General features: G+C 62.5%; 12 protein-coding genes. 5 read left to right on the forward strand and 7 right to left on the reverse strand.

Going from position 1 to position 12,949, the window contains the following annotated elements; translation table 11 throughout:
• The first annotated feature begins 192 nt into the window (after positions 1-192).
• Entirely contained in the window at positions 193-1,467 is a 1,275-nt protein-coding gene (locus tag FHX14_RS31930; RefSeq protein ID WP_246713514.1) for an IS4 family transposase, read from the forward strand.
• A 238-nt stretch (positions 1,468-1,705) separates the two neighbouring features.
• On the opposite strand, the gene FHX14_RS31935 is transcribed toward FHX14_RS31930, so the two are convergent.
• The 5 genes from FHX14_RS31935 to FHX14_RS31955 all read right to left on the reverse strand — a co-directional run bounded on the left by FHX14_RS31935 (position 1,706) and on the right by FHX14_RS31955 (position 8,241).
• Positions 1,706-3,496, reverse strand: a complete 1,791-nt coding sequence (locus FHX14_RS31935) for an ABC transporter ATP-binding protein (RefSeq protein WP_184381068.1) — start codon at positions 3,494-3,496, stop codon at positions 1,706-1,708.
• 394 nt (positions 3,497-3,890) lie between these two features.
• The gene (locus tag FHX14_RS31940) at positions 3,891-4,388 is read right to left on the reverse strand and encodes a DinB family protein (protein ID WP_184381070.1); all 498 of its coding nucleotides are present in this window, start codon (positions 4,386-4,388) and stop codon (positions 3,891-3,893) included.
• Positions 4,389-4,550: 162 nt separating this feature from the next.
• Complete coding sequence (locus tag FHX14_RS31945) at positions 4,551-6,467, reverse strand: adenylate/guanylate cyclase domain-containing protein (protein ID WP_184381072.1); 1,917 nt, start codon at positions 6,465-6,467, stop codon at positions 4,551-4,553.
• A 551-nt stretch (positions 6,468-7,018) separates the two neighbouring features.
• Complete coding sequence (locus FHX14_RS31950; protein ID WP_184381074.1) at positions 7,019-7,477, reverse strand: GNAT family N-acetyltransferase; 459 nt, start codon at positions 7,475-7,477, stop codon at positions 7,019-7,021.
• A gap of 68 nt (positions 7,478-7,545) precedes the next feature.
• A complete protein-coding gene (locus tag FHX14_RS31955) occupies positions 7,546-8,241 on the reverse strand; it encodes a TetR/AcrR family transcriptional regulator C-terminal domain-containing protein (RefSeq protein ID WP_184381076.1) in 696 nt (231 codons plus the stop codon).
• A 187-nt stretch (positions 8,242-8,428) separates the two neighbouring features.
• On the opposite strand from FHX14_RS31955, the gene FHX14_RS31960 reads away from it, so the two are divergent.
• Entirely contained in the window at positions 8,429-8,917 is a 489-nt protein-coding gene (locus FHX14_RS31960; protein WP_012556903.1) for a RidA family protein, read from the forward strand.
• Between the two features lie 51 nt (positions 8,918-8,968).
• On the opposite strand, the gene FHX14_RS31965 is transcribed toward FHX14_RS31960, so the two are convergent.
• A complete protein-coding gene (locus FHX14_RS31965; RefSeq protein WP_003587953.1) occupies positions 8,969-9,313 on the reverse strand; it encodes a helix-turn-helix domain-containing protein in 345 nt (114 codons plus the stop codon).
• A 106-nt stretch (positions 9,314-9,419) separates the two neighbouring features.
• On the opposite strand from FHX14_RS31965, the gene FHX14_RS31970 reads away from it, so the two are divergent.
• Entirely contained in the window at positions 9,420-10,166 is a 747-nt protein-coding gene (locus tag FHX14_RS31970) for a glucose 1-dehydrogenase (RefSeq protein ID WP_184381077.1), read from the forward strand.
• 377 nt (positions 10,167-10,543) lie between these two features.
• Here the strand turns inward: FHX14_RS31970 and FHX14_RS31975 are convergent, their stop codons facing one another.
• Positions 10,544-11,356, reverse strand: coding sequence for an alpha/beta hydrolase (locus FHX14_RS31975; protein ID WP_184381079.1), 813 nt, complete (start codon positions 11,354-11,356; stop codon positions 10,544-10,546).
• Between the two features lie 354 nt (positions 11,357-11,710).
• On the opposite strand from FHX14_RS31975, the gene FHX14_RS31980 reads away from it, so the two are divergent.
• Positions 11,711-12,052: a hypothetical protein gene (locus FHX14_RS31980; protein WP_184381081.1), complete on the forward strand. Its 342-nt coding sequence runs from the start codon at positions 11,711-11,713 to the stop codon at positions 12,050-12,052.
• Positions 12,053-12,185: 133 nt separating this feature from the next.
• Positions 12,186-12,719 (forward strand): YidB family protein, encoded by a 534-nt coding sequence (locus FHX14_RS31985; protein ID WP_184381083.1) that lies wholly within the window; start codon positions 12,186-12,188, stop codon positions 12,717-12,719.
• Positions 12,720-12,949 lie beyond the last annotated feature (230 nt).

The raw sequence follows: 12,949 nt of genomic DNA on the forward strand, positions 1-12,949 counted from the left end.
AAGGCTTGCCGTGTGGCCCCCTCATCCGACCCTTCGGGCCACCTTCTCCCCGCTGGGCTATGGCATTCACACATTTAGAATTGCCTATGGGATGGCGTTCTGATTCTCTTGCTGCAAGCAGGAGAATTGAGCGATGGGTGATTTGAGCCTGGGACGGTTTGGCGACCGTCGCCTGGAAAAAGGGGGGCGTTCTTGCTGGAGCGCCTTGTTTCGACGGCAGGCCAGGGAATGCGGGTGCGCAAGCTCAGCGGCAATCGGGCCGGAGAGATCCGCTTGACCCGGTTTTTGCGCAATGGAGCGGTCGATCCGCAGGCGATGATCGATGAAGCAGCCTTGCGCACGGCGGGCCGCTGCGCGGATCGGCATATCCTTGCCATTCAGGATACGACGGTGGTCCGCTCCAGTGGCGGTGGGGGTCTTTATCTGCACGCGATGATCGGGGTCGACGCCGACGATGGCGCGATCGTCGGGGCAATCCACGGACAGTTTCTAAGCCGCGACCAGGGCAAGCGCGGCACCCAGCGCGCACGTCCGATCGAGGAGAAGGAGAGCTATCGCTGGCTGGAGGGCGCCGACCGGGCGGCAATGGTTTGCGCAGGCGCGCGCCACATCACCGTTATTGCCGACCGCGAAAGCGATATCTACGAGGCCTTCACCCGAAAGCCTGCCAATGTCGACCTTGTCGTGCGCGCCGCCAAAGACCGTAGTTTCGGCAAAGCCCAGCCCTCGCTATTTGCCATGGCCGATGCCCTGCCGGTTGCGGCAAACCTTGCCTTCACCCTGCCGGCCAAGCCGGGCCGCAAGGAGCGCGACACGCAGTTGGCGATCCGCTTCAGCGCGGTGACATTACCGCACCCGAAGAACGGCATCTACAAGAAGACCCCGGATGGGGTGCGGCTTTATCTGGTGGATGTGCGCGAGACCGCCACACCACCGGGCGAGACGCCGATCCATTGGCGACTGCTGACGACCTACGCGGTGTCGGATGCCGACCAGGCGGCGGCGGTCATCGCCCTTTATCGCCGCCGCTGGACGATCGAGCAATTGTTCCGCACCCTGAAGACCCAGGGCTTCGATATCGAAGGCCTGCGCATCGAGGACGAGGGGGCACTGAGCAATCTGGTGACGGCCGCCTTCGTCGCGGCTGTCATCGTGCAGCAACTGGTGCATGCCCGCGACGGCGCCCCACTCGGCAGCACCTTGCGTCCTATCGAAGACGCTTTCGAGCCGAGCGACCGGCCGCTGCTGGAAGCCTTTTGCGCCAAGCTGGAGGGCAGCACCGCCAGACAGAAGAACCCGCACCCCAAAGGGTCGCTGGCCTATGCCGCCTGGGTCTGCGCCCGCCTCGGCGGGTGGACCGGCTATTACGGCAAGCCTGGGCCGATCGTCATCCTCGACGGATGGCAGCAGTTCCAGGCCGCCAAGCGCGGCGTCGACCTCCTCTTATCCGCTTTCGAAAATGTGTGAATCTAATAGCCCCGCTGGGGAGAAGAGGGAGCAAGGCGCGCTGGCGCTGCCCAACGAACCCGTTTCTTCCGAGCACTCCGTTCAATGAAGTCCCAGGCGAAGCGGCAATCTCCCTCTTCTCCCCAGCGGGGAGAAGGTGGCCCGAAGGGTCGGATGAGGGGGCTACACGGTCCAGCGCCAACAAGTTCACCAAACCCACAAAAAAAGAAACGCCAGAGCAAAACCCTGGCGTTTCGGTTCAGGCCACCAGGCCCTTGGTCAGCTCCAGCGCCTGCCGCTCGAACAGCCGGCGGTAGATGCCGTCGGGGCGGCGGATCAGCGCCTGGTGGTCGCCTTCTTCGACGATTTCGCCTTTGTCGAAGACCAGCAGCCGGTCGAGCGCCCGCACTGTGGACAGGCGATGGGCGACGACCAGTGTGGTGCGGCCGTCCATCAAGCGTTCCATCGCCTGCTGGATCTGCACTTCGCTCTCGCTGTCGAGGCTGGACGTTGCCTCGTCGAGGATCAGGATCGGCGCATCGGCGAGGAAGGCGCGGGCGATGGCGACACGCTGCCGCTCGCCGCCCGAGAGTTTGACGCCGCGTTCTCCCACCATCGTCTCATAGCCCTTGGGAAGGCTCAGGATGAAGTCGTGGGCGCTCGCCTGTTTTGCCGCCTGCTCGATCTCACGCCGCGAGGCATTCGGCCGGGAATAGGCGATGTTCTCGGCCAGCGTGCGGTGAAACAGGATCGGCTCCTGCTGCACGATGGCGATCTGGCTGCGCAGGCTGGATTGCCTGACCTCGGCGATATTCTGCCCGTCGATGCGGATCGAGCCCGAATTCACGTCGTAAAGGCGCTGGATGAGCTTGACGAAGGTCGTCTTGCCCGAACCCGAATGCCCCACCAGCCCCACACGCTCGCCCGGTTTGATGGTGACCGAAAAGTCCTGATAAAGCGGGCTCGGATGCGCGCCATATTGGAAGGTGATGCGATCAAAGACGATCTCACCCCGGTCGATCGCGATGGGGGTCGCGCCCGGCCTGTCCTCGATGCCGAGCGGCATCTTGTCGAGCAGCACCAGCTCTTCCATGTCGTTGACGGCACGCTGCAGGTTGCGGATGTCCTGGCCGACATTGCGCAGATAACCCTGCAGGACGAAGAACATCGCCAGCACGAAGGTGACGTCGCCAGGCGTCGCCAGCCCCTGCTGCCACATGATGAGGCCCGTGCCCAGAATGCCGGCCTGCATCGAGACCATCATGAAGCCCTGGATCGTGCCGCTCAATGTGCCGCGCTTCCATGTCCGCCGCGTGCGGCTGTCCCACGTGCCGAGCACGCGGCCGAGCCGGGTCTCCTCGCGGTTTTCGGCACCGAATGCCTTGACCACCGAGTTGCAGCTGATCGCATCGGCGAGCGCCCCGCCGAGCTTGGTATCCCAGGCATTGGCAAGCCTTGCCGCCGGCGACACGAAGCCCATGGAAAGCGCCACGGTGACGCCGATATAGATCAGCGATCCCAAGCTGACGATCAGTCCCATGACCGGCCAATAGCTGCCGAGCACGATGCTGGCGCCGACCAGCATGACGATCGACGGCAAGAGCGCCACCAGCAGCAGGTCGTTCAGCGAATCCAGCGCCCACATGCCGCGGGTGATCTTGCGCACGGTCGAGCCGGCAAAGCTGTTGGCGTGCCAGTCGGTGGAGAAGCGCTGCACCTTGTGGAAGCCGCCATTGGTGACATCCGCCATGGTGCGCAGCGTCAGCCGGATGATGCCGTTGAAGATGAAATAGCGCAGCGCCACACTGGTGAAGCCCAAAGCGACGACAATGACGAAGGCGCGGAGAGCGCTGTCGGCTGGATTGCCGCCGGCGATGGCATCGACGATCTGGCCTGAAAAGACCGGCACCATGACTTCGGCGAGCGTGCTTGAAATCACCAGCACGATGATGAGACCCACCAATCCAGGCCGGTGGCTCCAATGATGAAAGATAAAGCCGAGCACGTTGCGATAGGCATCGGCGCGGAAATCGAGCTTCTTGCGAGTCATTTGAACCAACCCGGCCGCATATCGGCAACCGGTCCTCAAAATCGAGAGTTAAATGGCACAGCCCAAGCGGGAGACAAAATGATCCCGTCAGATCATCGGGCTATGAAGGGAGTGAAAACCGCATGTCGGGCGCGCTTGAGGCGGGCCGCGAATGGAAATGACCTAGTGTCGGTTCATTCCGCACGGGAGGATTTTGGTGATTGCTGATGATGTCATGCAACGCCTCCCTTTTGTTCGATCTGACGCGGTAAGCCTCTTGTAGCGAAGGCGAACGCCCTTGCCAACCGGGAAATTGCAACCTGACAGAAAGTGATGCGAAAACGACACAATCTGTAACGTGCAGGTTTACGCGCCGCCGTTTGCAGCCGGGTTCGCCGAGCCGATGCCGGGCATGTTATGGCAGACGCGAAAGGTCGGTCGGCTCCGGTTTTGCGCCAGCTGCCGTCAGCATCGCGTGGACCTGGCCGCGGTGGTGGGTCTGGTGGTTGAAGAGTTCGATCGCACAGTTGGCCTTCGGCCTCTCGACCCGCGTTGCGCCGTCGCCGGGATACCAGACAAGCATGCCGTCGAGCTCGGCGTCGCGCAATCCTGCCGCCCAGGCTTCGATTTCGGTGTTGCGTTGCAGGCGCAGGCTCTTGAACGCATCCCAATCGGATGGGCTTGTCAGCGAGTGCGTGATGGTTTCCTCGGGCCGCTCATTGCCCTTCAATCGCGCGAGGATCAGGGCGTCGGCCCAATAGAGATGGTTGAGCGTCGCGGCGATCGATTGGAAGAACGCCCCTCGATCCTTCCAGCGCTCCGCATGCGTCAGCCCATCGGCGGCGGTGACGAGAGAGGTGTTCTGCCAGCTGTTGTAGCGGGCCATGAGTCGGCAATAGTCGGCGGAGATCATTGTCTCGGGCTCCAATGGTTAGCAATGTTGGGGGGAGGGTGCTGCAGGGAAGACCTAGAGGGGCCGTTTTTGCCCGGTCGCCGGTGCTATTGAGGGGACCGCACGGCACAGCGCCGACAATGATCAGCTATCCTGAAGCAGCAGGGCTGCAAGACCTTCATATCATGACTCTTTGATTTCCCCGACAAGCTCCCAAATGTCGACCTTCTCGGCGCGTCCCTTGACCGGGGCAAGGCCGAGGGGGCGGAAGGTGAAGCGGTCGGCGACGGCGTCGCGGGTGGCGGCGCTGACCAGGATCGATGTGTTCAGCTCCTTGTTCATGCCTTCCAGCCGTGACGCCACATTGATCGTATCGCCCATCGCCGTATATTGCTGGCGCGAAATCGCCCCGAAGCTGCCGACGACGGCCGGGCCGGTGTGCAATCCAAATCGCGTCAGTAGTTCGGGGCGGCCATTCCGGAGATTGGCTTCGTTCAAGCCGTCGACCGCCGCTTTCATGGCCAGCGCGCATCGACAGCCATGTTCGGCATGGCTGGTATCGTCGACCGGGGCGTTCCACATGACGAAAATGGAATCGCCGAGATATTGCACGACGGCCCCGCCATTGCGCTCGGCGATGGTGTTCAGCAGTTCGAAATAGGCAGAAAGCGTGTCGACCACCTCTTCGGGCGAATGTTGTTCCGAGATAGTCGTGAAGTCTTTGATGTCGGTGAACAGCACGGTCACATCCTGTCGCTTCGCCTTGACGATCGTTCTCGTCTCGGGATTGACGATCCGCCGGACCACTTCACGCGGCACATAAAGCGCAAACTGAGCGATGGCATGACGGCTGGCCGCCAGCGCGTTTGCCAGCGTGTTGATCTCGCTGATCCAGGAGTGGGACATCGGTTTCTCCCCCACATCCAGATCGCCGATCCGGCGCGCCTCGTCCGCCAGCCGATAGAGCGAGCGGCTGACCATGCGCGACAGCATCACCGAGGCGCCGACACCGGCGAGCACGAAGGCGGCGGCGATGAAGAGGTTGCGCACCAGCAGCCGATTGGCCTCAGCCACCAGGTCCTGCAACGGCACGACGATGGCGGCCTCGCTGCCCGTGAACAGGCCAGAGACGCTGACCGGGGCGATCTGCACCAGATGGGTTTCACCATCGAAATCGACCCGTGCCAGGCCGCCGCCGGCAAAGGCCGGATCCTGCCTGAGCCGCGCCACGGTTTTAAGGCTCGGGTCGAAACCGTTTGCCGTCGTGGCAAAGGCGCCTGATGTTCTCGACCACAAGGCGATGATCCTGCTCATGATATCAGGATCGGAATGGGCGACGAGATTGCCGTCGTCATCGATGATGTAGGCCCGGGCCCGCGGTGAGATCTCGCCTGCGTCGAGCAGCCGGCTGACGGTCTGCAGGTGAATGTTGATGCCGATCACCACCTTGCCGTCGTCCCGCATCGGGGCGGCGATCGTCAGCGTCGGAACGTTCAGCGTCCCGGTGATATAGGGTCCGACGGAAACCGGCGCGCCGTCTTGAATGACGGATCGATACCAGGGGCGTTGCCGCGGATCGAAGGATGTATCCTCGATGCTCCGTTCCGCGATCAGCTTTGCATCGCTGTCGAGAAAACCGAGCGTCGAGATGATATCGGCCGCCGGTCGCCTCGCGATCATGCGGATGGCGAAAGCCGTACCATCGGGTGCGGCAAGCGTCTGGCGGACGTCGCGCCGGGCGGTGTTGATCACTTGCAGGTAGGAGCCATCGGGATAGCCGGCGTAAACGCTGGTGGCGTTCGGGACGTTTCGCAGAACCTCCTGAAAGAATTGCTGTTTTGCCTTGATATTCTGAGGCGGCGGGGAAACGAGCTGCGGCAGGGTGGAGGCCAGCGCCACGGCCTCGGTGCCGCCCTGCAGCGTATTCCGGTATCCCTCGATCAGCCGCAAGCTCATCGCCCGCATCTGCTGCGCGCCGGCGCTGACCGCAGCTTCGCTTCCGTGGCTGAATGCCATCCAGATGATGGGCGCCGAGGTGCAAAGCAGCGACGCGACGACCAGGACGCCGAGATGCAGTCTGAGCGGTTTGGACCAGCGCACGCGATTTCCCCCGAAATGCGGACCCGTCTCAGCACGTATAGCGCATTGCCTGTCTGGCATGCGCGACCCAACCATGCCAGCTAACTGCTTTTTGAAGGCTTGCACAAGCTAGCCGTCGCTGAGTTTGCCGCTGAGCTCACCCCACGCTCCGTCCTCCTCGGGCTTGACCCGAGGATCCACGCCGGCCCCCACCAGCGGGACCATGGATTCCAGGCTCAAGGCCTGGAATGACGGAGGTTGGGGCGGGGTTTCGCCTAATCCACCGCTGGCGCGGTTGACAATCCGGCGGCTAAGGAGGCTGAGCAGAGAGGGCCGAAGGAGCGATGATACTTGCCCTTGCGCCATCCGCTCCTGAGTTTGCCACTGAGCTCACCCCACCCTCCGTCCTCCTCGGGCTTGACCCCGAGGATCCACGCCGTCTCCACGAGCGGGAATGGATTCCAGGCTCAAGGCCTGGAATGACGGAGATTGGGGGCGCGGTTTTGCCAAAACAAATCACTTTCCTCCCAACACTATCTGGACGCGAGAGTACAGGCATCAGGTCCGCCTATTCAGGCGATCTTCTTCTCCATCACGAAAATACGTTCTTCGCCTGACAGCACTTCCTGCACCTCGCTGTAGCCGAGGCGGGCATAGAAACTCCTCGCGGTAACAGAGGCCGGGACGTGCAAAGCCTTGATGCCGTTTGCAAAGGCGGCGGTTTCCACCGTCTGCATCAGCAGCCTCCCGATGCCGCGCCCCTGAACCGAAGGCGATACGAAAACCGTTCTGACCGTATCGCCGTCAAGGCCTGCGGTGCCCACTGGTTCGCTGCCTTGAAGCGCGAGCCAGACGGTCCGGCTGTCCATTAATCGAAGGACCGCGTCAGGAGAGAAGTTGCCGACCACTCTATCTATGACGCTGGCGGGATAGTCGGCCGAATTGCTGGTGCGGATCGTGTGTCTGACGAGATCGCTTATCAGAAGGGCGTCGCTGCCGATGGCACGCTGGATTTCGATTTCGTCGGTCATGGGCAAAGCCTAGGCCAGCGCTGCGCCTTCCGCAATGGCCGCCCCAATCCCGTCCGGCGCGACGAATTTCATTGTTTGGGAACGAGGCCGTCGAGCAGGAAGTCGAGGCCTTTGCTGAAGGCGCCGTCCCAGTCATTGTCCAGCAGCAGCCGGGAGCGTTCGATTGTCGGGTAGTGCTCACTGAGACTTGTGAGGCGCTGCTGCGCGGCGGCTCTGTCGTCGTCCGAGAGGTCGAAGCTTGCCCGGGTGGTGGTGGCGCCGATCACATAGTTCCAGAGCGACCAGATTGCGACGTTCAGATCGGCGTCGGCCACGCCGGCTCTGGACAGGGTGTTGCTCAGCAGTTCCAGGCGAAAAAGGATGTTCGGGCCGAGCGCCCGGCGCGGCAGCAGCGCTGCCGACCAGGGATGGCGCAGCATGCCGGCGCGCCAGTCTTTGAGCATGTGAACGACTTCTGCGCGCCAGTCCTCAGACGCATCGATCGGCTGCGGGCCGCGATATGCGAGCACCGAATCCAGCGCCAGATCGAAGACCTCTTCCTTGTTGCCGACGTGCCAGTAAAGGCTCATCGCGCCGGCGCCGAGGCGATCGGCCAGCCGGCGCATCTTCAATCCGTCAATTCCTTCGCTATCCAAAAGCTCGACCGCGGTCGCGACGATCCGTTGCAGCGAGAGAGGCTGGTCACTGCGCGGTTCCGGCCCGGATGGCGGAGGCACTTTGCGTTCAGACTGCTTGCTCTGCCCGCCGCTGCGTTTGGCTGCCATCCGTTTTCCCTACCGATCAGAATGCCGATTTAAGCCGACAATCCAATGAATGTCGATCCTGGCGGATTGACTCGTACGACGTACGATGCAAATTTATCGTACGCTGTACGAGTCAATCGTACCGGCGGTAAATCAACTGCCGGCCGCGGCGAGGTGGCCCGCAGTTCTCAACGCTCAAGAGAAAATCATGTCACGCGCAATCAAGCATCTGCTCATTGGAGGGCTCATCATCATGACTATTGGAATTCCGGCTGCGGCGACGGCCAACGAGACCGATCTGAAGCTCACCATCGTCAATCCGAAAAACCTCTACGACCCCTCGCCGAACGGCTACAGCACGGCGGTGATCGTGCCGAGGCAAGGCCGGCTGGCCTATATTTCCGGGCAGGGCGGCCAGGACAGCACCGGCGCCCTGTCACCCGATTTCGCCGTCCAGGTGAAGCAGGCCTATGCCAATTTGCACACCGCCCTCGACGCGCTCGGCGCCAGGCCCGATCAGGTCGCCAAGCTGACCGTCTTCGTGGTCGATCACGACATGGCGAAGCTTCAAGTGTTGACGGAAAACGTCAAGGCGATGTTCGGCGCAGCCCTGCCGGCGCAGACTTTGATCCCGGTTCCCAAGCTGGCCATCGACCCCATGCTCTTCGAGGTCGAAGCCGTCGTCGTCTTGGACTAGGCATACTGAAGCTCGACAGCCTTCGCCTGCGCGGCGGTTGACCAGGGATGGTCAATCCGCCTTCAGTTGCTCGGGAAGCTGTCCATAAGCCGTCAGAATGGACTTGATCAGCCCCGGGAAGCGTTCGTCCAGCTCTGGGCAGCGGGTTTGGTTGCGCATTTCCACGCCCTGGCGCTCGCTGCGGATCAGGCCGGATTCGCGCAGCACCTTGAAATGGTTGGACAGCGATGATTTCGGAATGATGCGGTCGCCGAGATCGGCGAGGGCAGAGCAGGTCCCGCCACAGCCGGCGGTGGCAAGCCTCGAAAATATGGCAACGCGCTCCGGATCGGACAGCGCATAAAGGATCGCCTCCGGCCGAATATCCTCCAGGGCTGGGTGAAAGAGCGGTCGCATGAATTTTATATAGCGCCCCTTGACATCAAGATCAACAGTTCCGAATTTCTGAACTATGGAACGAGCCGCCAATCCCGGCGGTTGTCCGGTTCAGAAGGAATAACAGATGGCGAAGCTCACCGGAAAAGTCGCAGTGGTAACGGGGGCCTCCAAGGGCATCGGCGCGGCGATTGCCAAGGCGCTCGCGGCCGAAGGGGCAAAAGTGGTGGTGAACTATGCCTCGAGCAAGGCGGGAGCCGACGCCGTGGTCGAGGCGATCGGCGCGGCAGGCGGCAAGGCCATCGCGGTTCAGGGCGATGTTTCCAAGGCCGAGCAGGCGCAGGGCCTGGTCGATGCCGCTATCAAGGAATTCGGCAAGCTCGACGTGTTGGTCAATAACTCCGGCGTCTACGAATTCGCGCCGATCGAGGAGGTGACCGAAGAACAGTATCGCCGCATCTTCGACGTCAACGTTCTCGGCCTTCTCCTGACCACCCAGGCGGCGGTCAAGCATCTCGGCGAGGGCAGCAGCGTCATCAACATCTCTTCAGTGGTCACCAGCCTGGCGCCGCCGGCCTCTGCCGTCTATACCGGCACCAAGGGCGCCGTCGAAGGCATCAACAGCGTGCTGGCCAAGGAACTCGGCCCGCGCAAAATCCGCGTCAACGCCATCCTGCCGGGAATGGTCGAGACCGAGGGCACGCACACGGCCGGCGTCATCGGCTCGGATTTCCAGCAGGTCATCGTCGGCCAGACACCACTCGGCCGCGTCGGCCAGCCCGACGATATCGCCGGGGTCGCGGTCTTCCTCGCTTCCGACGACGCCCGCTGGCTGACCGGCGAACGATTGGCTGCCAGCGGCGGTTTTCGCTGAGAATTGAGTGAGGAGCGCGCGCTTTCTTGAGCCTTCGCATACCGGTATATCGGCACAAGGCTCACCACACCCTCCGTCGTCCTCGGGCTTGACCCGAGGACCCGCGCCGGGCCTCTTCGGCCGTGGCCATGGATTCTAGGCTCAAGGCCTGGAATGACGGAGATTGGAGGACGCGACTGGCAGGAGGCGCAACGTCGCTGTTACTCCGCCACTATTCTGGATTTACCACGCAACTCTCCCCACCATTGCTGGATTTGCCACTGAACTCACCCCACCAATCGTAGGGTTTGCCACGAGCCCACCCCAGCCTCCGTCGTCCTCGGGCTTGACCCGAGGACCCATGCTGAGGAAGGCGCGCTCAGGACGAAGAGGGCGCCCTAGGACCCGTTTCCTTTCAGCGCTTCCACAAAACGGATCACGTCACCGACCATGCGATCGTTCAAGATATCGTTGTGACCCGCACCGTCATAGATCAACATCTGCTTGGGCTCGGGTGCAATGCTGTACAACGCCTGCCCTGACGAAAGCGGGATGCTGTCATCAAGCCGGCCGTGGAGGAACAACTTCGGTTGTCCTACTTTGCCGATGTTGAGGTCCGAGCGAAAGGGATCCTTGAGAAGAAGCTCGACCGGGAGGAACGGATAATGCGTCTGCGCAACCGACAGAACCGACAGGTACGGAGACACAAGAATGACGCCCACGGCCGGCCTCTTTGCGGCGGTATTCACGGCAACGCCGGTGCCAAGTGACCGGCCCAGGACAACGATCCCGCTTCCGGCATGTGCCGAAAGCCAGTCGAACGCGGCGATGCCGTCTGTCAGCAGCCCCTGCTCGCTGGGGGCGCCGGTCGATCCGGGATAGCCGCGATAGGAAATCGCCAGCAATCCAATCCTCCGCGTGGCCAGCGCCTGTGCGAGAAACGCGTAATTGTCGACGCGGTCACCGTTGCCGAAAAAGAGGAGCACGCAGGGCTTGTCGCTGTCGCCCTGGCTGTACAGTCCATGAAGCATCTCCCCGTCGGGCGTCTTGATGCGGACCGTCTCGCCCCAACTCGCCTGCTCCGGAACAGGTGTGGCGCCGGCTCCGGGAAAGAGCAGGGCTCGCTGAGACAGATAGATCAGACCGACGAGCGCCACGTAGGCGACGACCGCGATCAGCGGCAAGATCAGCAAGTACCTTGTAGCGCTCACGACAGAGTGTACCCGCCGGTTTGGCAATGCCCAGAACGCTTTGCAGCAACCGCGGCCCGTGGCGGCGGGGTGTGCTCAGCGTCCCAGGCGTTGGGGATGACGAAAGCGCTGTCTCGCTGATGAAGCGCTTTTAGCTGCTCAAATTTATGCCCTTGATCCGGCATCGCTCGTCTCCCGTGCGCGGTTGCGAAATGAGATTAGCAGGCGGGAAGGGGATGGAAACAGTCATTCAAGTCTTCTGCATCCACACGCGGCGGTTATGGCCGGTGGCGTAGGCTCCGCGTCCCTCCAAGGAACAAAGTCCGCATGGCGAGGTTGGTATTGCGATAACGAAAAGGACCATGGGAGGAACTCATGCGGAAATCTCTTCAATTCATCCTGGTTGGCCTGGCCAGCATGACCGGCTTGACGATCTCGCCGACGATCGCGGCCGCGCAGGATCTGGAATTGCGGGTCGGCCCCGGCGGCGTCGGGGTTTACGATCGCGATCGCGACCGTGACCGCTATGACGGATATGAACGCCGCGGTCCGCGCGGCTGCGACCCGGACGACGCGCTCGACATTGCCCGCGGCGAAGGACTTCGCCGGGCGCAGATCGTCCGCATGTCGCCGCGCAGCATCGTCGTCCAGGGGATGACGCGGCGTGGGCCGGAGCGGATGGTCTTTGCCAACCGGCGCGGCTGCCCGGAAATCTGACCCGGCGTCAGCGGCAGGTTGGACGGCCGGGTTTGAGAGCCCGGCACGGAACCTTTGGGCGCGCCGGACATTGCTGCCCATGCAGCGCTCTGCACGGGTCGGCTGCAGTCTTTGAACCATGGGAGGATTCATCATGATGAGCGGTCAATTGAAGGCGCTTCTCGCCGTTCTTGCCGTTGCCGGCTATCAGAACAGAGACAAGATCGGGGAACTTCTGCGCGGCATTCAAAACCCGCAGCAGGCCGGCCCCGGAGGCCAGCAGCCGGGCGGGCTCGGCGGCATCCTCGGCGGACTGGGCGGTTCGGGTGGTCTTGGCGGCCTTCTCGGCGGCCTCACCTCCGGCGGCATCGTCAGCGGCGGTCTCGGTGATCTCCTCAAGACCTTTCAGCAGAACGGCCATGGCGACAAGATCGACTCATGGGTGAAACCCGGCCAGAACGCCGAGATCAATGACGGCCAGCTCGCCGAAGCCCTCGGCCCGGATGTCCTGAACGAAATCGCCCAAAATACCGGCCTTTCGCATGAGGAGATCCTCGGCCGCCTGAGCCGCGATCTCCCCAAGGCCGTCGACGACCTGACCCCGGGGGGGAAACTGCCCACCGCCGAAGAGGACTTCTTGTCGTCGGCGAGCAGTGCAACCACGTCGTCGCGGCCGGGCGGCATGTGATCTGTGGAGAAGGGGCGCGCGGTCGGCACGCAGCCGGCGCGCGTTTGCTGTGCGGGAGCGACGGGGAAGCGCAATTGCGCTGATAGTCCGGCATACCTCGCTGATTTGCCGCAGAGCCTACCCCACCCTCCGTCCTCCTCGGGCTTGACCCCATACGCGCTAACTTAGTCTTGACGGTGATGGTCGCGAGTGATTCATCTTGGTCATGAGCGATTCGTTGCAAGCATTGG

Source organism: Rhizobium sp. BK619 (genome assembly GCF_014195245.1).
Lineage (GTDB): Bacteria > Pseudomonadota > Alphaproteobacteria > Rhizobiales > Rhizobiaceae > Rhizobium > Rhizobium acidisoli.

Excerpts from the sequence above, each read along its gene's own strand:
- FHX14_RS31965 (WP_003587953.1), bottom strand. The coding sequence starts at position 9,313 with ATGCGACCGCTCTTTCACCCAGCCCTGGAGGATATTCGGCCGGAGGCG.
- FHX14_RS31940 (WP_184381070.1), bottom strand. The coding sequence starts at position 4,388 with ATGATCTCCGCCGACTATTGCCGACTCATGGCCCGCTACAACAGCTGG.
- FHX14_RS31955 (WP_184381076.1), bottom strand. The coding sequence starts at position 8,241 with ATGGCAGCCAAACGCAGCGGCGGGCAGAGCAAGCAGTCTGAACGCAAA.
- FHX14_RS31980 (WP_184381081.1), top strand. The coding sequence starts at position 11,711 with ATGCGGAAATCTCTTCAATTCATCCTGGTTGGCCTGGCCAGCATGACC.
- FHX14_RS31985 (WP_184381083.1), top strand. The coding sequence starts at position 12,186 with ATGATGAGCGGTCAATTGAAGGCGCTTCTCGCCGTTCTTGCCGTTGCC.
- FHX14_RS31935 (WP_184381068.1), bottom strand. The coding sequence starts at position 3,496 with ATGACTCGCAAGAAGCTCGATTTCCGCGCCGATGCCTATCGCAACGTG.
- FHX14_RS31960 (WP_012556903.1), top strand. The coding sequence starts at position 8,429 with ATGTCACGCGCAATCAAGCATCTGCTCATTGGAGGGCTCATCATCATG.
- FHX14_RS31970 (WP_184381077.1), top strand. The coding sequence starts at position 9,420 with ATGGCGAAGCTCACCGGAAAAGTCGCAGTGGTAACGGGGGCCTCCAAG.
- FHX14_RS31950 (WP_184381074.1), bottom strand. The coding sequence starts at position 7,477 with ATGACCGACGAAATCGAAATCCAGCGTGCCATCGGCAGCGACGCCCTT.